21 protein-coding genes and 1 pseudogene are annotated in these 21,647 nt (G+C 40.4%); 12 read left to right on the top strand and 10 right to left on the bottom strand.

Going from position 1 to position 21,647, the window contains the following annotated elements; translation table 11 throughout:
• Nucleotides 1-119: 119 nt before the first annotated feature.
• The 8 genes from C7379_RS11115 to mobV all read left to right on the top strand — a co-directional run bounded on the left by C7379_RS11115 (nucleotide 120) and on the right by mobV (nucleotide 6,068).
• Nucleotides 120-449, top strand: a complete 330-nt coding sequence (locus C7379_RS11115; protein ID WP_116617361.1) for a myo-inositol 2-dehydrogenase — start codon at nucleotides 120-122, stop codon at nucleotides 447-449.
• Between the two features lie 40 nt (nucleotides 450-489).
• Nucleotides 490-645, top strand: coding sequence for a hypothetical protein (locus C7379_RS12775; RefSeq protein WP_165815067.1), 156 nt, complete (start codon nucleotides 490-492; stop codon nucleotides 643-645).
• Nucleotides 632-976, top strand: a complete 345-nt coding sequence (locus C7379_RS11120; RefSeq protein WP_116617362.1) for a hypothetical protein — start codon at nucleotides 632-634, stop codon at nucleotides 974-976. Before C7379_RS12775 ends, C7379_RS11120 begins: the two co-directional genes overlap by 14 nt.
• A gap of 240 nt (nucleotides 977-1,216) precedes the next feature.
• Nucleotides 1,217-2,233 (top strand): hypothetical protein, encoded by a 1,017-nt coding sequence (locus C7379_RS11125; RefSeq protein ID WP_116617363.1) that lies wholly within the window; start codon nucleotides 1,217-1,219, stop codon nucleotides 2,231-2,233.
• 11 nt (nucleotides 2,234-2,244) lie between these two features.
• Nucleotides 2,245-2,724, top strand: coding sequence for a hypothetical protein (locus tag C7379_RS11130; RefSeq protein WP_103003490.1), 480 nt, complete (start codon nucleotides 2,245-2,247; stop codon nucleotides 2,722-2,724).
• A gap of 205 nt (nucleotides 2,725-2,929) precedes the next feature.
• A complete protein-coding gene (locus tag C7379_RS11135) occupies nucleotides 2,930-3,442 on the top strand; it encodes a hypothetical protein (protein WP_243406790.1) in 513 nt (170 codons plus the stop codon).
• Between the two features lie 101 nt (nucleotides 3,443-3,543).
• On the top strand, nucleotides 3,544-3,906 hold the full coding sequence (locus C7379_RS11140) for a hypothetical protein (protein ID WP_243406791.1): 363 nt from the start codon (nucleotides 3,544-3,546) through the stop codon (nucleotides 3,904-3,906).
• 638 nt (nucleotides 3,907-4,544) lie between these two features.
• On the top strand, nucleotides 4,545-6,068 hold the full coding sequence (gene mobV / locus C7379_RS11145; protein WP_243406793.1) for a MobV family relaxase: 1,524 nt from the start codon (nucleotides 4,545-4,547) through the stop codon (nucleotides 6,066-6,068).
• Here mobV and C7379_RS11150 read toward each other — a convergent pair.
• Nucleotides 6,066-6,278 (bottom strand): annotated as a pseudogene (locus C7379_RS11150) (IS982 family transposase); the annotation flags it as partial. The gene mobV and the pseudogene C7379_RS11150 sit on opposite strands and share 3 nt — an antisense overlap.
• 50 nt (nucleotides 6,279-6,328) lie before the next feature.
• On the opposite strand from C7379_RS11150, the gene C7379_RS11155 reads away from it, so the two are divergent.
• Both C7379_RS11155 and C7379_RS11160 read left to right on the top strand, forming a co-directional pair.
• Nucleotides 6,329-6,799, top strand: coding sequence for a hypothetical protein (locus tag C7379_RS11155; RefSeq protein ID WP_116617365.1), 471 nt, complete (start codon nucleotides 6,329-6,331; stop codon nucleotides 6,797-6,799).
• A gap of 26 nt (nucleotides 6,800-6,825) precedes the next feature.
• Nucleotides 6,826-7,662, top strand: coding sequence for a Fic family protein (locus C7379_RS11160; protein ID WP_103003493.1), 837 nt, complete (start codon nucleotides 6,826-6,828; stop codon nucleotides 7,660-7,662).
• Nucleotides 7,663-7,736: 74 nt separating this feature from the next.
• Here the strand turns inward: C7379_RS11160 and C7379_RS11165 are convergent, their stop codons facing one another.
• From C7379_RS11165 to C7379_RS11195, 7 genes are read right to left on the bottom strand one after another with little or no spacing between them, the layout of a single operon-like run.
• The gene (locus C7379_RS11165) at nucleotides 7,737-9,983 is read right to left on the bottom strand and encodes a type IV secretory system conjugative DNA transfer family protein (protein WP_207773427.1); all 2,247 of its coding nucleotides are present in this window, start codon (nucleotides 9,981-9,983) and stop codon (nucleotides 7,737-7,739) included.
• A 5-nt stretch (nucleotides 9,984-9,988) separates the two neighbouring features.
• Complete coding sequence (locus C7379_RS11170; RefSeq protein ID WP_116617366.1) at nucleotides 9,989-10,717, bottom strand: hypothetical protein; 729 nt, start codon at nucleotides 10,715-10,717, stop codon at nucleotides 9,989-9,991.
• Nucleotides 10,705-11,448, bottom strand: a complete 744-nt coding sequence (locus C7379_RS11175) for a hypothetical protein (RefSeq protein ID WP_243406794.1) — start codon at nucleotides 11,446-11,448, stop codon at nucleotides 10,705-10,707. The genes C7379_RS11170 and C7379_RS11175 overlap by 13 nt, the downstream gene beginning before the upstream one ends.
• On the bottom strand, nucleotides 11,426-11,923 hold the full coding sequence (locus C7379_RS11180) for a PH domain-containing protein (RefSeq protein WP_116617367.1): 498 nt from the start codon (nucleotides 11,921-11,923) through the stop codon (nucleotides 11,426-11,428). The genes C7379_RS11175 and C7379_RS11180 overlap by 23 nt, the downstream gene beginning before the upstream one ends.
• 20 nt (nucleotides 11,924-11,943) lie before the next feature.
• The gene (locus C7379_RS11185; RefSeq protein ID WP_116617368.1) at nucleotides 11,944-14,490 is read right to left on the bottom strand and encodes a hypothetical protein; all 2,547 of its coding nucleotides are present in this window, start codon (nucleotides 14,488-14,490) and stop codon (nucleotides 11,944-11,946) included.
• 21 nt (nucleotides 14,491-14,511) lie between these two features.
• The gene (locus C7379_RS11190; protein ID WP_243406795.1) at nucleotides 14,512-15,711 is read right to left on the bottom strand and encodes an OmpA family protein; all 1,200 of its coding nucleotides are present in this window, start codon (nucleotides 15,709-15,711) and stop codon (nucleotides 14,512-14,514) included.
• 32 nt (nucleotides 15,712-15,743) lie between these two features.
• Complete coding sequence (locus C7379_RS11195; RefSeq protein WP_103003497.1) at nucleotides 15,744-16,757, bottom strand: glucosaminidase domain-containing protein; 1,014 nt, start codon at nucleotides 16,755-16,757, stop codon at nucleotides 15,744-15,746.
• A 213-nt stretch (nucleotides 16,758-16,970) separates the two neighbouring features.
• Between C7379_RS11195 and C7379_RS11200 the strand changes: the two genes are divergently transcribed.
• Both C7379_RS11200 and C7379_RS11205 read left to right on the top strand, forming a co-directional pair.
• Nucleotides 16,971-17,732: a DUF4099 domain-containing protein gene (locus C7379_RS11200; protein ID WP_116617369.1), complete on the top strand. Its 762-nt coding sequence runs from the start codon at nucleotides 16,971-16,973 to the stop codon at nucleotides 17,730-17,732.
• 17 nt (nucleotides 17,733-17,749) lie between these two features.
• The gene (locus tag C7379_RS11205) at nucleotides 17,750-18,352 is read left to right on the top strand and encodes a hypothetical protein (RefSeq protein ID WP_116617370.1); all 603 of its coding nucleotides are present in this window, start codon (nucleotides 17,750-17,752) and stop codon (nucleotides 18,350-18,352) included.
• Nucleotides 18,353-18,452: 100 nt separating this feature from the next.
• Here the strand turns inward: C7379_RS11205 and C7379_RS11210 are convergent, their stop codons facing one another.
• Entirely contained in the window at nucleotides 18,453-20,909 is a 2,457-nt protein-coding gene (locus C7379_RS11210; RefSeq protein ID WP_116617371.1) for an ArdC-like ssDNA-binding domain-containing protein, read from the bottom strand.
• A gap of 106 nt (nucleotides 20,910-21,015) precedes the next feature.
• Nucleotides 21,016-21,627 (bottom strand): hypothetical protein, encoded by a 612-nt coding sequence (locus C7379_RS11215; protein ID WP_103003501.1) that lies wholly within the window; start codon nucleotides 21,625-21,627, stop codon nucleotides 21,016-21,018.
• Nucleotides 21,628-21,647 lie beyond the last annotated feature (20 nt).

Here is a 21,647-nt window from a genome sequence, read left to right on the forward strand (position 1 = left end):
GTTCGAGATGACGGTTACACCGGAATAATAAAAAAAAGTTCGGGTCGAAGAAACGAAAAATCCTTAAAGGTTGAGAATCGGGATGCCCAGAATAATAATAAACTTCAAAATACAAGATTATGTCAAACAACGAAATGATTTTAACTGCATTAGGTTTTTCTAATTGGGACAAGCAATTGGACGAGTTCAAAAACAATTTTGGTTTCGACTGGACAAATGAAGATTTAGATGAAGCAATTGAGGTCGCTGGCTGTAATACCTCTAATGTGAGAAATTGTCTCATGGAGATACTTTGGCTTAAGGTAGTCTATTACTTTGTTGATACAATGGAATGTTGTCGAGAGTTGTTTGATAGTTACATCAATGGGTCGCTTGATACTCATTTTTATTACAACGGGACAGAGGTTAAGTCTGAAGAAGAACTGTTGAAACTCGTCAACGAAGTATAAAGCTACCCACAAATCAATAACCATGTAAATAAGAAATAAAATGAAAACAAAGACAAACAGGTATTTTTTCAGAAAAGCAGGAAAAGGCTGGACTATAATGAAGCGTAGAATGGACAATTATATCATTGTCATACGTTGGGTGTCAAGCTGGCAAGAGGCACGGCAGCAAGTCTATAAGCTCAATGGATGGAACTGAACACCTTATACTAAATATAACGAACTCAATTTATAAACACTTTTATACAGAAGAAATGAAAACATTATCAATCCAAAAAAATAAGACGGTATCGGTATTTGAAGGTGCCAATAAATGGTGGAACACAAAAAACGCATTCTTCTCAATGCTTACAGGAGAAAAGTTTTCCAACAGAGAAGTAGTACTCACACATTTAATTCTTATGGCGTTTTGTGCTGGAATAGCATGTGCAGAGACACTCCCCTCCGTATCTATCCTTGCCATTGCTATAAGTGCAGTTTGTGTAAGATTTCTAAACCAAAAAGAAAATAATGCTAATATTACTGATTAGTTTCATTTTTTTATATCCTAAAATATTAACATTTGAGCAAAACGAGTCAGAGAATATTCATTGTTATTATAAGTTCCAAATATGTATTATTTGGAACTTATATATTGTTTCATTCTTTATTGAGCAATGAAAATTTCTCCCCTGAAGATTTTGAAAACGTTAATATAAGACTTTTATTTTTTTTATCCATCATTTTTACGGCAAGGTTTGTATCTTCGCCATCGTTAAATAAATATTTTTATGAAAATAAATCACCTATCACCAATGCTTGCATTGACAGTGTTTGTCTCCTTTTCATGTACGAGACATCCGTCATTCAAAACTTCTACCGAAGCGATAGAGGCTTGCAAAGAAAAATTGTCGGAAGTGAGATCCTGCAAGGATGCCGACATCGAGAAAGTAACAAAGTTTACGGCACAGTGGCAAGAACTACGGGACTCGTCGTACAGTGTCTTTTCAAAAGACTCTACCGTTAATTTGAAAAGTCCGATAGCTCTTGCATATTTTGTTATTTCCGATTCGATGAGAACGGAACTAACACGATTAGCATTCTCAAGACAACGTTCGCTTCAGGATGTAATGTACCTCAAACTCAATACGGCAGGGGAACGGGCAAAGATCGAAAGCTCCGATACCTATAAAAATGCTTCCGAATTTTATGCCAGCCTTGATAAAGTGCAAACTATTAACAGGTTACCACAAATATTGATTAGCTATAATAAACTACTGAACAGTACCCATGACTTTAAGCAGGAATCCCAGTTGCTTGCTTTTATCAGAGAGGAAGACAGGTGCTTTCGATCGCTTATGGAACATCTTAGTAATGTTCCCACGAATGAGATGCAGCAATTGACTCAAAAAACAACAAGACTCTTTGACCGCCTTTATTCTTCAGTTGGTCAAAAAGAAGATGAAGTGAATGACAGGACGATGCTGTATCTTACAATGCGCTTTAACAGGCGTATCATGCAAAATGCCATTGCATGCAGGGAAGATATATTAAACAATAAAAAACTCGACCAAGAGCAACGGATAAGCTACCGATGGATGCTCATTCAGCCCTATGTGTCGTTGGATAGTTATTCAACTGCAACTTTGACAAAAAAACAAAGGAAAGAACTAATGGAACTTTCCAAAGAACTCCCTGTGCTTTTAAACCGTCTGGATGAAAAAAGAAAAACAAAGGAAGAAGAGAACAAACTAATAACTACCTTGGCTGATTATTTCCTTAAATCCTATATTTCTGCAACTTTATAAATAAAAATCGTATGGAAAAAGCATTAGACTACAACAAACTTGAAGACGGAACTTACAAGCGTTCCATCCTCCTGCTTTATCAAAAGTTGATAAAGTTGCTCCCTCACTATTTTACGGAACAACAGATAGGCATTATCAAACACACTTATTTTACAGAGGTTGTTTTCAACATGGATGAACATAACATGTTAGAAAATGCAGTATCAGAATTGGTAGAGAAATTGCATATACACGTTCTTTATGCCTCGAGGGAAGAAAGCGGAAAGATATATAAGGTGGTAGCATACTCGACTCCTGTTGAAGATGAAATGTTTGTAATCTACCTTTCTTCGACCAACTATGGAATCATAGACTCAATGACAGTCTTCTTTTTTGATAGTTTGGAAACAATGTACTATCAGCTACTTTCTGAAAGAAAGCGGAAACCAAGGCTTCAAAAGGACATTCTGGAGCAAGAATCATACGCAGAAACATTGTCGAACTTTAATTGAAAGAAATATGGTGATGTTAATATTAAAATTGATACTTTTCGTTGTGTTGACGACCATTCCTTTCCTGTACCATTTTCTAATTAAGCCAAGAAGGGAAAGCGTGAAAAATTATAGGAATGTTTTTGCTGCAGCACAACCCCATATGTCGAAGATAAAGAAGTTGGCTTGGAGACTGGGTACCTATATTATCAACTTTTATGATAAGATGAAACATAGGGAAAAGCCAAGAAAATTCTTTACATTATTGATCTTATTATTTCTTCTCGGCATTCAAGGTGTGGACAATTTTGCATCTGGAGAAGTGGCTGCCACATATAAAACAATGGCAAAGGAAAAAAGACTGGAACAGCTTAGTATCAGCGGAAAGAAAACGGCAGCTCCTTTCATGCAACGAAAGATGAATAATTACCTATATCCTTTCCTCACACGTCCTGTTATTTATCTCCTGACTTTTGGAATAACATTGCTATTCTTCTCTTATAAATTAGCGAACAGAATATTCACGGAAATACATAACAGTAAAAAAATCCTGATAGCCATATCCTGCATAATAATATTGTTTTCTTTCTTCGATGAAGGAAGATATATATTGCTTTCAGAGGTGCTTTACGTCATCACAATGGCGGCATTATTTTATCCTAATTTCCAAGACTTCGAAGCCCCCAAAGGAAGAAAAACAATACCACAAAAATACATGGAAGAAAGAAAGGCAGCATGACCTTTATTTAATCATGATTTTTATATAAAAAAGTTAATGGGAAAAAGCCTGATTTTTACATCTAATATTTACAATAAAAAACGATAATGGTTAATGAAAAAATGATAGATAGAAAAACAGTTCAAACTGACAACAAAGAATATGATGTAAGGATGCCTTCCGCTTTGTTAGAATTTCTCTGTGGCGACTACACTTACAAGAACACAAGGCGTTTTTCTCGCCTACAAGCCTTTCGTGATCTCGTGGTGCGTCATTGTATATCCGAGAGAAAACAAGAGGATATGGCCGCAAACATAGAGTGCTTGTCAAAGTCTTGGGGATGGAGTCGTCCTTCTGTCATGAAGTTCATCCAAAATTTGGAAGCAATGGAGATTTTGGAAGTCTTCAATGTTGTCACGAGCAAAATGGTTAGACTTCAAAAAGACGTTGTTATTTTTGTACCCAAAAAAGAGACGAAGAAATGATGGTGAGAATCTTAATTCATTCGGAGAAATCTAAATTGACATTTCATTTTTAATGTTTACAGATGGAAAAGACAAAGTCTTTGTACATGCGCTTGCGCATGAGGAATCGTTTTGCAAACGAAATAAATTATTTTATATTGGGAGGTAGCCTAATACCCCCCAAATAGAAATTTGGAGGAATTGACACCCCAAAAGAGGGGGACTTCGTGCGGCAAGCCGTGTCAATATTAGGCTCTCCGAGGGTTTAGACGACGATTACCTCTAAAAATCCAAAATGGGTATACAAAATAGACGTTTGTAAACCATTGACCCCTATGAATATTACATTGACCCCACCGTTGACCCCTCTGAATGTTATAAAATGAAGCTGTTGACCCCTGTAAATGTTACAAAATGACAGTTCTAATAATAACCTTGTTTTTTATGGGTAAAATTTCTTGTTTAGAAAAGGGGTTGACCCCCTTAAAACTTTCATTTTGTTACATTGACCCCACCGTTGACCCCCTTGAAGTGACAAAATGTAACATTGACCCCACCGTTGACCCCTCAATGTGTAAGTTTAGAAAAATGGAAACGAAAGTTTTATAAATATTACCACTAATTGACCCCCATCGAAAAATATTAAAAAATAGAAATATATGGCAAAACAAGTAATGGATCTCATGCCCACAAAGGGCATTACTGTTGCTCAAAGTAATGAGCATCTGCGAAACTTCTCTGCGGAAGCCTACAAGAGAAAACTATCATATGCTTTTGATCCAACCCGTGAACATCTTAACTTTGAGGTTCGCAAGGGTGGGGTAATAACTCCTGTCGACAAAAAACTCTCAATCACACAAAGAATCAAAGATAATTTGAAGGCAAGGAATATAATAGACCCTAACCTCGGACTTCCGGAACCAAAGTATCGAACTGTTGCAAATTTCATCTTGGGCGGTTCAAGGGATCAGATGCACCGTTTGGCATTCGGCGAGCAACATGTAAGCCTGGACAAAGAAGCTGACAATTCAAAGATTACTCGTAATTCAGAAATAGAAAAATGGGCTGTTGATATGTACAAGTTTATGAGTAAAAAATATGGTGAAAAAAATATCGCAGCTTTTATAGTACATCTTGATGAAACAAATCCTCACATTCACTGTACAATTTTACCAATAACAGAGCGGAATAAATTCTCTTGGAAAATGGTCATGGCTGGACAGAATAAATTTGAATACAGTCAACGAATGACAGCCCTTCATAATGAGCTTTCGGAAGTCAACAAAAAGTATTCTCTTGATCGAGGTGATAGCATCGCTGAAACAGGACGTAAACATAGGTCGATGAAAGAATACTATGCACAAAAAAGAGAAGACCTAAAGAACGAAGTTGACAATTTGAAAGAGAATGTTGCTGATCAAAAACTACAAATTTCAAGGAATAAGGTTACACTGTCAGAACAAGAAAAAGCGATTAAGCATGGAGAAGCAAGATTGAAAGGTTTGAGTACTATGATAGCTAATCTTGAAAGTCATAAGAACGATTTATTAAAAGAAATTGAAAGATTAGAAAACGATGTCAAGGCTGGAAAAATTACCAAGGAACAGGCAGATGCTGAACGTGCGAGAATTATCGCTGATATTGAAAAAACAAAAGGAAAAATTATTGACAAACAAGAAAAACTTGCAGAAGCAGAAAGAAAGCTTAAATTGGTGAAAGGACTGACCGAGACCACCGAAGAACGATATAAGGAAATAAGGAGTGACATACACTCTATTGCACCGAACTTGAACACACAAGCCTTACATGAAATGCAAGCTGTTGGCTGGAATATGGCCTCGATAGAAGCACAAAAGTCTTATAGTAAATTTAATGCTTATCGTGAGTCTCTTCCGCAGGAACAGAGAGCTGCATTCGATAAAGCTACAGAAAACCTTTCAGAAGGGTCTGTCTTCGAACAGATGGCAGAAAATTCAAGCCAAGTCACGTTGGTTGCAACAGCCCTTTTTCTTGGATATCTCGATAAGGCAACGGCCATTTCGGAGAGTGCTGGAGGTGGGGCCGCCCCAAAAGGAGGCTGGGGAAAGAAACCCGACGAGGATGATATGGCTTTCCGGCAACGCTGTTTCCTTATGGGGATGCACATGTTGAAATCGGGTAAAAAACGAAATGTCAAGCGGTAACGCCACTACTTCCAAATCCGAAAACTTAGGAACAGGACCACAGCGTAGAATGTTACCATTTTCATTGACGAGATTTTCAGAGAATTGCTTGCATATCTCAAGTATTTTGACGAATTTTGTATAAAGGTTGTACATACAATGGTTTGAACTTAACGTTTTGAACATTAATAAGTTACTAAAAATCAACAATATGTGGAACTTTTTATTCATGTTTATCAACTTAAATTAATTCCGCCAACGGGTTTATAATGTGAAGTAATATGGATAATAAGAATTTTACAAATCAACAGCACAAACATGCGCAATCCAAACAGGATGCTCAATGGTCTCAAGTACAAAGTTTTGTGGATGGTTATAGACAAGCAGTCTTGGACTTCAAAGCTATTCTCCAAGAGCAAGAAGGAAAAGGTTACAAAACTCTTAAAGACCATCTGTGGAATAAGGTTAACGAAGACTTTGTGACTATCGAGACTGTTAAGAACTATGAGAATAGTCAACGGGTACCCGATAATAAAACTCAAATGTATCATGTTAGGTTTGTATATGATCCAACGGGAACTCATCAACTTTACTTTGATAAGGATATGCCTTTTATTCCTGTAGTGGGGCAAAAGTTCTATTGGAAAGATTGGAACGACTTAGATTCCGCCTTTATCATAGAAGAAGTGCATTTGGCTTTTAAGGATGACGGATTGCACAATTTTGATGGAATTTGGTGCTGGTGTGATTAGGCAACAGTAAAATATATGCAGTTAAAATGAACAAGCAGGAAATTTTAGATACACTGGAAGAATATAAGCGTTTGGGCTTCCAAGAACAGATAGACTATGAAAAATTCTATCTCTATTCTATCATAACGCATTCAACGGCTATCGAGGGATCTACGATGACCGAGATAGAGAACCAACTGCTTTTTGATGAAGGTCTTTCTGCCAAAGGTAAAAGCATTGAAGAGCAAAACATGAACCTTGACCTAAAGGCTGCCTACGAAAGAAGCATGGACATGGTAAGGAAACATACGCCTTTCTCCATTGACATGCTAAAAGAGCTATCATCAATAGTCATGAGAAGAACTGGGACAGCATACAGTACGCTTGGAGGAACATTTGACTCCTCAAAAGGAGATTTGCGACTGGTAAACGTAACAGCTGGGGCAGGTGGAAAATCATATATGAACCACCTGAAAGTACCACAGAGACTAAAAGATTTCTGTGAGGAAATGAACGAAAGACGGGAACAATTATTAAAAAATCCAGATATATACGAGCAATACCAGTTGAGCTTTGACGCACATCTGAAGCTCGTGACGATTCATCCATGGGTAGACGGTAATGGCAGGATGTCGAGGTTGATAATGAATCATATTCAGAATGAGTTTGGGCTGGTTCCCAGTAAGGTTTTGAAAGAGGACAAAGCCGAATACATCGAAGCGTTGGTTGAATCAAGAGAGAAAGATTCATGTTTGCCGTTCCAAGATTTTATGTTCAAAGAACATGCCAGGAATCTTCAACAGGAAATCGATAATTACAAGTTATCTATGGAAGAGGAGGAAGGGGAAGAAGAACAGAAACCCCGTCGCCATTTCAGAAGATAAAATTAATTAAGGGTCATTTAGGACTTTATCATCCAAGTGACCCTTAATCATTCTGTTGAAAAAGAAAGAAGCCATCATTGTTTGGGAGGTGTTCTGTTACTCTTTTTATGTGTCGTTTGAGAGCCTCCCTCCTTTTTGAACTCCGTCTGGATAATCTTTATCATCTCTTTTACTTCATTCTTAATCCGATCAAAGTTGGCTTGTAGGATGCGTGCCTTTGAGTCTTCAGAATCGAAGTGATAGAATTTCGGAATGGGATAATTTTCATAATCGTTTTCTTCTGCCTTAATCTGCTCCATGTCAAAAGAGGTCTTGCAAAAGAACTTGGTTGTCTTGAATTCTTCGGCAGTTTGAATATCCATAGAGTCCCGCCTGCCAGTTTTCGTGACGACAAAATCGCCAGCTGTCTGGCCACATAACCATCCTGGTCTCATATCGGCTATTTTTGATGCTGGCAACAGGCTGTCCATGTTCTCATTGAGATTGATGGATGTCCTGTCCCTGTCAATGGTAATGCCCTTTTTGAGCTGTACTACCTTGCCGAAAATATCGCCTGACAACCAGTCGAGCGTCTCTTTTGCTCGAGCAGAACCGGAAACAACATTACCTACGGTGGTTATAATCTTATCCTTTCCCACCTTGCCATAATCTGCCTCGAGCTGTGGAAGTTCCTGGAAGCCTAACGTGACGGCGACCTTGTTGCTTCTGGCTGTTCCTATCAGGCGGTCTATCTTGTGGAAATATAGAGTCGGCAGCTCATCAACGATGATACTTACTGGGACATTCTTTCCCATTCCACTGTTGACACGGGTAACAAGACGGTTCAGAATCAATGCGTTCAATGCACCGTTAATGCTTTCCATTTCTGGGTCATTGGCAATGAGCAGGTAACTCGGATGTCTTGGATCAGATACCTTCAGGTCGAAGTCATCCCCACTGAACACCCAGTATGACTCATGGGTAGCCAAACGGGAAGTCTGTACACGTAGCGTTCCTATCATACCTTCGAGCTGTTCCATGGCTCCATTTTCATAGGCTGTCATGAAAGGACCCAGTAGAGGATAAACTTCGGGGTTGGTTGTCAACACTTCAAAGATCTCATCATAGGAGTGATTTAGTAATGCGAGTACATGTGGCATATCAGAATACTGTCCTTTCCAATAAGACGGCTGCACTTGGTAATCCTTGTTACCTATATGTTTTTTGTCTCGGAAGACTCTTCCTGTCAAACGCTTATGATGAGTTTCATTATCCTCACCATACTCTGGGAAAAGTTCATTTCCATTCTCATCGAAAGGTTTTTTATTGTAGTTTACAAAAAAGAAAATACAGGCTGCAAGAAAGTTGGTTGCGGAAGTCTGAAAGAATTGGTCAGAACCACCTCCAGAGGCTTTCTGCCCTTTTTGAAGTGACTCTATTAGTGTCTCTGCTGTTTCTTGTGCAGCTGCCAAATTTGTTATGTATTTCTGCTGAATAGGATTGACACGTGCGCTATATTCTATATTGACAAAGTTGATGATGTTGAAGTTGCAATCCTTGGGTAGGTTTCCTTGTAATTGGTTTATTCTATAATGGTAATATAGCTTTTGGGCAAGAGTCGGAAACTTGTAGTCGTAGACCACCATTGCAAAACCTTTTTTCGAATGTTGGCGGATGTACGGTTCGATGACAGAGAACGTCTTACCAGAACCAGGAGTGCCGACAACCCATGTACCACGGAATGGATTGACAATATTGATCCATCCTTTCCTGAACTTTCCCTTATAATAGTAACGCATGGGAATGTTGACGGAATACTTGTTTTCTACAAGGTTCGTTATTTGTTTAAAACTTTCGTTCTCAAAATTGAACGGATCCTTGAGCATACCGTCCCTGAAATACTTCGACACGTTGTCAAGAGCAACATGGACGAGTACCGTTCCTACGACAGACAGAACGATATAGATCCACATGTTGGATTTCAAGATCCATAACCTGACGTGCCAGTCGAAGTTATAGACAAATACCGATGCCGCTACAAGGACAAGCCCGAAGGCAAGGGGGTAGAATACCATTTTTCGAGCATCGAACTCTATTTGCTTCTTGTTCTTGGTACCTATGCAAGTGATGATTACCAACATGAGCGTAACCATCTTCGAATATGGCAGGAACTGATACATGGATAATACACCAAGTCGGTGATGGAAAGTGTTGACGATTCCACCTAACCCATGTAGGGCGATAGGATCCAGGGCATACATGAAGAACTCTAAAAGGAGCGATACGTATATGGCTGTCCTGAAAATACTATATGTGCCTTGTATTTCTTTGCTTTCTTCCATTGTTTTTAATATTTTACGCTTTGTGCATGTTTCTTCCAAGTCTGTAGGCAGTCCTTTGTTACAGCTGCCATTTTACGTGGCTGGTATTCCTTTCCTGTACCTTTTAGGTCGTACCATGAGTCCATTATTGTAGTGTAATGAACCAAACGGCTTAATGTTCGGAGCTTCCGGTTGAGTGTCCGCAAATTAACACGTATTTTATCCATCACTTTGAGCCGTTCGTATTGTGTCATCTTTGCATTTTTGTCCTTGTTCTTCTTCAGTGGAAGAACCTGCTTGACATCGGCTGCGAGTTTCAATCCTTCTTCAATAAGATCGGTGTAAATTTTATTCTTTGACCTTGATAGGGCAACCGCCAAAACGTTAGCAGGCTGTCGCACAACTATCCCTTGGACAACCTTCAGATTCTTCCGTGCTTCATCGACCTCCATGTAAATACCATAGATGTTGGCAGCCACAGTCAGGATGTCATCAAACTGGTTCAAATAATTATTGAACTGTCGTTGGAAGTTCGTTGTAGCAGCCACTTCTTCGCTCAGATATTTATGCCCCGTGAGGTTCGCACACAACAAGGCATCCTGTGCCATTAAAGCCTTTTTCGCTTGTTTGGCATTATCATAAAACATTGTCGCCCTGACAGGATCAGGGCCACTCTGCGCAAATAGGCTTGGTGTAAAAAGAATAGCTACAACGATGCCTATGAACTTGAAATAAACGCTCTTTATTGTCCCCATGGCTTATGTGTTTGTCTGTATTTATAGAATTTAGCAACATTACTGATGGCTCTGCGCATTCGCTTGGATGAATCTTCGGCCAACATTTTATTGCTCTTGTTGATTTTTCCGCTAATTGCTCTGTTCCACACGTCATCAAAAGAATGCACGGTTATACTCACCGACAGTCTTCGGAGCTTTCTGTTTAACCGCTCTAAATTATCATTCAAGTTCCACACGAGCTGTGTCCTTTCTGCTCCGTTGAGCATGTTGCCTTCTCCTCCCTTGGCAAGTATGTTTTTCAAAATCCTGTATGTTCGGATAAACTCCGCTGCCGTTTCCATATAGAGATTATTCATCGATACAGAAGCAGCTATACCTTGCGGATTGATTCTGCAAGCTGTGTGGACTTCCCATAGTGCGGTAAGCGTCTGTAATCCATCCGCATAGAGCGTAGTGGCGGCTTTTATGGCTGAAGCATAACCTGACACAGTCTTCAAATAAGAATTGTATTTACTTTCCCATTCTTTCATCTTAGTATTGGCACGTGTCATGGCTCCCTGCTCTATGGCAATGGCTGCCATAGCTCTTGATTGTTTCTTTATCTGACTGGCAAGACGTTCCTCGCCTCCAGCAATAGCTGCGTATTCAAGCGGATTGGATTGCGTTAATCCCTGTCCTGATGCTGTTATAGCTCCTAAAAGAAGAAACATAAAAATTGATATGCGCTTAAAGCCTATTTGTAATTTCATAAATACCCTTTCTTTTCTTATTAAATTCGACTCGTTGACGTATCTCATCGACAATATTCATCCTTGCCTTAATACCTATCATATCCAGCTGTGGATTGTTTCTGTCTCCAGAATAGATGGTGATGGTCTTCAGTCCAAACAGTTGCTGGGGCAACGACTGATGCTGCCGATAGTCGACAACACGATAAAGCTCAATATAGTCCGTTGAGTGCGAAAACAGACCATGAAGCGTGATTAACTGTTCTCCTGTCAGGACATATTCGATCCTTGCCATATAAACCACTTGGAAAAACAGATAGAAAACAAGAAACAATGCTGGCCATATGAAAAACTCATGGAAACGAAACTCCATAAATTTGCTTATCCAAAAACTTGCCAGGCACAGCAATATCCCAGGCTGCTCATTGATACAGAACTGCCCCCAGTGGGGACGAATTGTTACCGTTTGGAAAGGCATAAATTCATGATTGAGCATATAACGAACGTTGTTAGTGGTTAAATACCCATACCTCTGCCTTCAGATGGCCCTCTTCTAAGCTGCTCATTCTCTGACTCGTAAAGAGCCGCAGAAACCGCCTCGGGAGAGACAACACCGGGCTTGGAAAATACGTTTCGGCTCGTATAAATTTCAGGGCGGAAACGTGGCTCTGCCATAACAGAACCAACAACATCCATTCCCACGGAGACGGCAGCAAGGATAGCAGCTCCCAAGTTAAAGCCGTGTCCCGCTTTTGTCTTCATCTCCACTTCTGGGAAAATTTTATCGAAGAGCTTCATTCGCTGGGTGTCATTGATGGCACGGAACTTATCAAAATCTTTTTGAGTAATCTCGTGGGAAAAGACATTGCCGTCTATGACGGCGGTCATCTTGTACTTCCCTTCTATTACCTTGCCTTCTGCATCACGCAGACGCTCCACGGCTATATCTCCGACTTCGGTTGCCCTTCCATGTCCACCGCTCCTGACCCATTCCTTGTTTGGTTTCAGATTCTCCAAGGACTCACCGTTTACGTTAGCCTCTCCGTTAAGGGCAATCCTTACGCTTTGACGCAACTCAGTCAATGTGGGTTGGTTCTTGCCTTCGGCTACCAAAATTCTTTCGTTCTTGGAAACGATTTTTTCATCCGACTCTGATAGGGCTGTGGCTTTGATATGTTCCGTATCTTTGAAAATCGTTCTGTTCAGAGCATCTGCCATACGTTCGTTGTACTTCTTTTCTACCTCGGTGTCCAGCGAATCTTTTATATCAACATTCTCGGAATAGGAAGATGTGCGTTTCTCTGTAGTAGAAAGAGGCTGCTGAACTTCCTTGACAACTGACAGGGGTTGTTTTTTCTCATCAGTTATAGGAATGATGGTGGAAAGTAGTTTCGCCTTTCCCGCATCATCCGCATTCTTGAAAGCAAGATACTGCTCTTCGGTGATTTTGTATGACCACATGCCAATATCTTTACTCTCACGCATATTCAGCATATACTCGCCGGAAATCTTGTCCTTGTAAGCCATTGCTCCCATAATGGCGGCAGTGATGTTGTCATTAACAAGGTTGTAACGACCGCCCAATACGGCAACACCGTTGGCTTCTTCAATCCTTCCAGAACGCACAGGGTCCTCCAAAGTACCATTGGAAGAACTCTTTATCTTTACTTCATCAAATACTTTGTCGAACAGCTTCAGACGGTACTCGTCATTATAGTTGATGAACTTAATGTAGTCCTCTTTGGATATGTCATGTGCCATGACTTGATTGTTGATTACGGCGGTCATACGAAACGTGGTTGCTCCCTTGCCATCATTGACAGGTGACACTTGAATCTCACCGACAGAAACAGCACGTCCGTCCTTTACTGGAAGATAAAAACCTTCATTTGGATTAAGGACACGCCCATCAACGACACCGATAGAGTTCCAGCTGTCTATAAAGCCGCTTCGGTAGTCCTCACGCATGTCTTTCATATCTATGATATCAAGTTTGGATGCCATATATTGATTGGCTACCTCCTGATGAACCCCTAATTCTTTCTCCACTTCTGGCTTCAGTTTGATGTCTACATAATCCTTGCTGTTCAGCATCTCTATGGTTATCCTGTCGGCAAAGTCTTTCCCTATGACGGCATTTAATATGGCGAGGCGTTCATTCACGGACACACCGTCCTTGTTGTGTACGCCCTTCTTATCGCTGTACTTAAATTTCTCATTCATAAGTTTCTTAGTCTCATCGAGATTTAACTTATATTCGAGATTGGTAGGAACGGAGGCGGACTTGATGGTCAGCAAGTTATTTTTTTCGTCTATGACAACTCCGTGTGAAGACAATACTTGTTGGAATTTCTGGGCTGACATATAAACTGGCGAACTGATGGAGTCAAGGGGTACAGCCTGTCCCTTCGGTCTTTCAACCTTGGGCTTCTGCTGTTCACTGATACTCATGGACTGAAGAACGTCCTGTTTCTGCTTCACACCTTTGTCATAGAAACCATAGGCACCAGTTTTCATCTCTCCGGGACGCAAACGTCCGTCAGGACGGTCTATAACAACAGGTGCGCTGCTGGCATAGAAGGGTCTGTCATCTATACGCCTGATACGTCCACCGTGGACAAGTCCTATCAAGCCATCTATAATATTGTCAAAACGTCCGTATCTCGGTCCTTCAAAGGGGAAGAAGAAATGTGGTTCTCTGTAACCATATTCTCCATGAGCAAGACGGTGTCCGTCAAGTCCCATGTTGATAGGGCTGTTAGCATTGCGAGCAGCAACAAACGATCCAGGAATGTAATAATCCTCCTTAACGATGTCAACAAAAGTATTGTAGGCTTTCTTATCCCAGGCATTTGTCCCACTGTTCATCAGGTTCTCAACCTGCTGCTGGTTGAGAGGATAGCGTCTTGGTTCTGATGAATTATGCGACAGAGTGACAAGCTCATAGTCTCCTGTCTGTGTCATGGCGATGTGCGCTTGCATACCGTTGGCGTTGAGAGTGTCTTGAAGACGCTGTGATATATCTGTAACGCCATAGTTGATGTTTTTTCTTAAAATAGCCATATTCTTTTGTTTTAGTACTTCTTATTTTTGTCTATAAAGGATAACACAGGTGTGACGGTTGGCAGTATAAGGCTTGTAAAGATTGATACCACCTCTGCTTGCTCCCGTCATTCTCGACTTAGGCACTCCAGCGTTTAGTAGCAGTTTGGCAATATAACGGCAGCGTTTGATGGCCAATCTTCTGTTGTGCCTTGGTGAACCAGTCTTGCTGTCTGCAGCACCGACAATACGTACGTCCAAGTTATACTCCTTAACGGCAGCGGCGATCTCTGGAATATTAACTAACTGTTGCCTGTCGACAAGTTGCGTGGTATTGCGTTTGAAGAAAAACAAAATAGGAGCATCAAACATGGCAATGTTCTCATCAACAGTTTCTTTTGTACTATCTGTATTGCCTGCGGCAATTCTTTCCTGAAGGGATTTAAGACCGCTGTAATTGTTGCGTGGATAGGTTAACGGAAACCGTGACGATTCATCATTTACAGCTATCAATCTTTTATTCTTAGCTTTCCAGCCCAAATGACCAATGCCTATGGTAAGCCCGATACTCCCTGAAAGAAGGTTGTCACCAAAACGCCCCTTCTCGCCATATCCATCAAAATTCTGGCTGGCTGTTATTCCGTCAAAGGAAGCGGACAAACTGATACGTTCAGTTAAATTGTAACTTCCCAAAATACCGTATGAAAAAGCAAAGGAGTTTTCCTTCAGGTTATTGTGCCTTATAAGTCCCGCACCTATATAAGGACTTATATTCCATTTTGCAGGTTTCTCGAAGGAGGGTCGGAAGAATGAGGATATATTCAGAAGGAGATCGGCATGATAGCTGCTAAAAGGCTGGGATGTTCGTTGGCTATCAACGAACCTAATACCTTGATAAGCGATTCTCGTGCCGAAGTATGGCGAGTGCCATTTACCTATAGAAAAATGCAAACCGAACTTGGTTCTTCCGTAAAAATCCGTGTGTGAGACAGGATTACCCAAAAATGATATAAAACCACCATGAGCGGAGACAAACCAATTGTCTCCCAATCCTGACAGTTCATATTTCACATGGCTGTCTATCGGATTGGGCAGGGTTGCGGAAGAACTCACATAGTTTGCAGAAACTTCGTACTGGGATTTTACATAGATTTGTTCATTATTACCGTACACTACTTGTGCATGGGTGTCGTGACCTACAAGTGTAAGGACTGACAACAAAATGAGATACTTGTTCATCATATATTTTATTCTTTGCTTATATTTATATTCTATTACAGTCTCTCGGCCGCTGCATCATAGAGATAGAGCTTATGTTTCATGATAATGCGCTCGCATCTTTGTACATAATCTCTTGCCGTGGCATACCCAGCGGCTTTAATGGAAACAAGCCAGTTATGAAAATCTTTAGAGCTATATTTTCTGCACCGCTTGTAACGTTCGCTTAACAATAGTCTTGAATGATATTCCATGCTGGCTTCTGGAGAAGCGAAATTGCAAAACTTTTCGTTGGGACGATCATCATCATGGAGGCTATATGGCAGTCCACTTTCCAGCCAATCTTTATTGGCTTTGATACCGAAGTAGTTGAATCCTGCTTGGGCAAGACTGCTTTTCCCCCAACGGCTTTCAAGTGCCATCTGGGCGAGGATGACAGAAGAAGGGATGCCGTATTTCTGCTGCTGTCTCATGGCGGCATGCGCATACTTCTTGAAAAAATCATCAGGAGTGAGAATGTCTTTTTCATTGACGTGAAGTGCTGTGATACATTGCAACTTTACATCCCGGATATAGGTCAGGAGGTTGTAGGGGTCTTCTAAATTTCCTCTTAACCTGCTGGTGATATGGAGGTGTGCGCCTGTCGATCGACCAGAAGAACCGCTGACACCAACAGGGTCACCTGCATAGATTCGTTCTCCTTTCTTCACCCAAATTTGAGATAAGTGACAGTAGCTCACGGCGTAGTCACCGTGCTTCATGATAATGTAATTGCCGCTACCAGAATCATAGCCAGTGTTCATGACATAACCATCAAACATGGCAAGTACATTTTCATAGCGTGCCTTTAAGTCCAAACCGCAATGTTCCTTTGTCTTACCAGTAAACGGATCTTTGCGTATGCCGAAAGCAGAATTTACCTCGATACTTTGCAAAGGAAAACTGACACTGAAGTATTTGTCTATCCAATAGTCTTGAAGGCTGTTATCTACAGTCTGCTTTTGTGCAAGGACAAAGAGACAAGATGCGCTCAAAACTGCAAGGAAAATATGTCTAAGAAATATAACCATCGTCTCCTTTTTTATGCTTACAAAAGTAAAATAAACCAGTTTAATAGCTGGCTCAAAAAAAAAGGAAGTCTTATATTAACATTTCAAAAACTGAAAACCCCACAAATCAGCCTAAAAACGTTTTGAAAATGTTAATATAAAAGGTTTATTATTTTGGAAGGCAGACTTTTCAAGTAACAAACTATCTTTGCAAAAACAAAAATCAATGAATTTATGAAAACAACTTTTGACGAGAATGAGATTCCGTACGAGAAATTTGCAAGTCTCGGATTGACTCAAGAAATGGTGGATGACCTTCCTGAAATAGTGATGAAAAAGATGCTTGGAGGTCAATGGACTCCTATCTTACCTATCAGCGTAGACTTGGGTGATGGTGTACGAAGATCAATTCAAGCCCGCATAAAACTTGAAAAAAGAAATGATGCCGTAGATATAATGATCGCTCCAAGAAGCGAAATGGCAGACTTGGAGGACTTTACGCCCGAGGAACAGAATACGCTCCGAAGTGGTAAAGTTATCATAACTAAAATGCCAGGAAAGGAGCAATGTTTCGTACAACTTGACGATAAGACGAACAGGGTCTTCTATATCCCAGTTTCCTTGATGGAGGATAATTTGGCATCACTGCAAAATGAGCTGGAACTCACCAATGAACAGGTGGCGCAGATGTGTACTGGGAATATTATATCGGTAGACAAGCAGGAAGGAAAATTCACTTTCGGACTTGATTTCCTTGCTGACGGATGTATCAAAGTCGTCAGTGGTGATAGGGAAGAATACGACAGTGTTGTTTCTCGTGAGATACCTACATATAATTTCGGTATATACGGATGTTGGGTAAAAGAGTCTGACAACTCCTTCAAAAATTATGTTCCCGAAGAGGAATATACGGAAGATATGCAAAGGGAATTCTATCATTTAGGAGATGAAAACTCACAGAAAGCGGAACAGAAGAACAGAGGCATGCACAGATAATCTTATAAATTTACAATATGGCAAAAATAATAAATGAGTTAATTGATAAACTTGACCGTGAGGAAATAACAAACCTGCAGTGTATCACAATGCACGGTCAGGAAATGGTGAATAACTATAAAGAATGGTGCCAAGTATTGGGCTTTCAAGAAGGTGATGAAGACGGAGCTGAACAGTTTGTCAACGAATTGCGATACGGTGATGAACCTGATGATGGAGATTTGCCCGAAGAAGTGTGGGACAAAATTGGAGGATTTTTCAACGGATCCTCGAAAGATACAAATATGCACCACAACACAGTACAAAATAAAGGAAACGGCTTTTCATCAATGGATCTTTATAATAAGTGGAAAGAAGATAATAATTTACTTACCACTCTAAAAAACTCTGATGAAGCAGTGAAGATTACACTTTGGAGATACCTTCATGTTGACGGAGGAATTAAAACCTGTGCAAGATCTATCAACGTGTCCAAAAATACAGTAAAAAAATGGTGGAATATCCGTTACTTTATTGATGCTGCCCTTGCTGACGGTGGTCATGTTCACCCAATAAGATTGGATTATGACACCATAAAAAAAACTATCATCCAAGCTGTTGATAAGGCGGAACAAGGATAACAACAAATTGTATCATAAGCTGTATTGGAAGGCGGTTTGCAGGGATTGCAAACCGTCTTTGTTATATCGGCTTTTTTGTAGGACTGACGTTTGACTTTTTCTATGCTAAGGCTGATTCGAGGACTTGGCTTGAAGCTGCATCTGCCTGTTCCATGATATTTTTTGTGTATTCGGGGTTGTTTTCCAACCGTTCTCTCCATATTTGAGAGTATTCTGGATTGGTCGCATCGAAACGGCAGCTCTGGCTGATAATACCACTACCCAAATGGGAAACTAAATTCTCAAAGAGGAAACTATCAAGGCGGAGTGTATCAAAATCGACATCACGGGTGCTTTCTACCATTGCAACGGTCAAATCACGATAATAGTCATCCTCGATTTCAAAACTTTCTTTCGGAGCTATATGTATGACTTTTTCGATATTGTCATAAAGGGATAGGCCAGGAGTGCCGTCAAACTTCAATGCGATTTTATAGAAATTGCTGGAATCAAGAAACTGATACCCAGCTGTTTTCCTTCGCTCTGCCGCTATCATGTTCAATTTAAGAGATTCATAAGAACGCTTTTGGATAATGGGAAAGGTGGTTTGGGCTATATTGTACACTCTTGACACTTCTGTCTTTGTAAGAATGAAAAGGCTCTCTGCGTCTTGTAAAATTCCGAGACCTTTTGTCCTTAGCTCGTCTTCTGTAATAAAGAAGGGAAGCTCAAATCCCTGTTCTTCCATCCATAGCGCAAGCATAATGGCATTCGAGCCTGTAAAAAAGGTGCCATTAGCATCTCTGGGAATCATCATTTGCTTTGACACCCAAGGATTGTCGTCATTTTCAAGCTGCTTTTTGAGTTTGGTGCTTAATAACTTCCCATAAGCTCGATAGGCTTCCCGTCGCAACATTTCTGGCGTATGCCATCTGCCTTTTGAAGAAGATGCTAACCGGATATAGCCTTCTGGTATGGACTTTACAGCTTGATCGACTGGTTGTTCTTCCGCTGACTGATTAGGCATATCCGTTTCATCAACACTCCCATCAACAAGCTCTGGAATGGTTTGCGACTCTTTTTGAATTTGCCCCGAATGCTCTCCTGTTCCATCCGGCAATGGCTGTGAGGGCGCATCTTTTTTGGAAGATATTGATGTGGGTTCAACGTTTGTGGTCTTCCGACTCACACCGTACATAGAGGTGATATGCTCCCACAGCTCATCCAAGGTCTGATAATTGTCATCGATATTGTATACTGACAATTCTCGGTAGATTTGTTCAATATTATCCTGTAATACTTTTTTTACGGTTTCGTCCTGTGTTCTCTGAATATCGGACATTAACTTCGCAAATAGCATATCCGAATGAACAATAACTGCTTTCAGCAAGGTCGCTCTGTCTTCAGAAGAGAGTGTCACGGTTTTCAACGTGGCATTGTTGAAGGCGACTATCGTATCTGAAGCCTTTGCCACAACACGGTCTATTCTTATACCTTTTATTTCGCAAAAAGGATGCTTCATAGATGATAATACTTTGTCTCCGCAAAATTCTTTTCCGAATGCCCTGACAAAGGTCAGCAATTCCCGACCGCCATCTTGCTCACTTATGGCTTCCTTGATGTAGGTCAGTATATTTATAAATTGGTAAGATTTACTGGGCGTAATCAAACGGGAACTTCTGTCTACGAAAACATTAGGATCAAAGTCTAATACGATCGTTTCACCTGAAAGCGACCATGCTATTGGATAAAAATTCTTCCCATCGATAGAGCTGACACCAATAGAATCGTTGGCAGGGAACATGCCTTGACAAATATTATTTTTTTTCATTAGGGAAACTGATTCTGCAAACATTTCCTCCGCCATATCCCTCACCTTGGCTTCTTCGTTCCATTGATGCTGCTCGTCTTTATCGAGAGCGATTATTTTCTTATTTTCAATCAGTGATTTGAACTTTTTGTATGGGACGGTTTCTTCAGAATCATGGTAATGGCTGATTTTGCTATAATGATATAGAGATAAAGCTAAATCCATACCGGGTTTGTCGACAATGGATTTTACCCAAATAAACTGTTTGCTGCCGTCACGCCCCGTTTCCTTTGTAAAAAGGTTGTTCTGAAGACTTCTGCAAGCTCTTGCGTCTATCATCCTTACAAAGTCGGATTCTAATTCATAACCTTCAAGCTGCAATCGGCATAGACGATCGGCTTGTTGATCTATGCTGTCTGGAGTTGCCCTTGAATCTATCCATGTACTCATCAACCCATCCTGCCATTGAACAGGAGGGAAAAACTGCGGGTCGTTTATATCTTGTCCTTTGGACTGCGATTTTGCCCAAAGGCTTTTCTCCACTGCCCAACTTTGAAGAAGGGTGCATTGCGCACGATTCTTCGACAAAAAAATAAGTTCTTCCTTGGAGAAAAAATGATTGGGCGGAAAAGGCTTTAAGTTGCCATGTTTTTGTCCTTTTCCACTGTCTGTTTTGCTTTTGTTATCTTGTTTGTTGCTAAATATCCTGCTCCACCCACTTAACAAACGCTTGTTGAAGATTCCTGATGGGTTATCGCTTTCAATCATATACTTGTCAGAGTTTAATATGGAATAAACACACTGGCTTATAAAGAATTGATTGTGTCAACACTCTATAATGCCAGTGCTTATGTAAAATATAAAATTATGGCGGCTATTCTGTATGTGTGGAAGTTAACTCCCAAGGCTCAACACTGCTTGTACGGCATTCTATGTTAACATTGCCTTGATATATATGGAATAACAACTCTCCCTTGACTTCCACATAGGCATCGGGCTTGAAAAAATCCTGCTGTATTGGTTTCGGTACAAGGAAACGAACCCAAAGCCAGCCACGTTTTTCTCCATCCTTGTCCTGCGACACCCCAGAAAAAGTTTGAAACTTGTTTCCGTGCTTGTTGGTTCGTTCTGTTATCTCGCCTTTTATCTTGCCTTTGAAATCAATAGAACCCTTGAGTGAGTCTTCATCAGTAGACTTTACAATTTCTATTTCATCATCAGTACGGAGATTGTAATAGGTTCGGTCATCTATTCGCCTGATATAAAGCGTACCGCTAATTCTTACTCTACGACCCGTGGAATACTGCTCAACAGTGTCTTTATTGCCCGGAGCGGAAACGAAAACCTGAAGCTCGGCTCCGCTTCCATCGCTGCCGGCAATAGGGATGGTGATAGTGAAGGAAATAAAGGAATGACCTTCCTTGTTTTGCTTTTCAACTGCAGAATTACTTATGATTCCACAGGCTGTAACATTGCATTTAATCATATCGATAATTATTATAATAA

The sequence above is a fragment of the Hallella colorans genome (assembly GCF_003096815.1).
Classification (GTDB): domain Bacteria; phylum Bacteroidota; class Bacteroidia; order Bacteroidales; family Bacteroidaceae; genus Prevotella; species Prevotella colorans.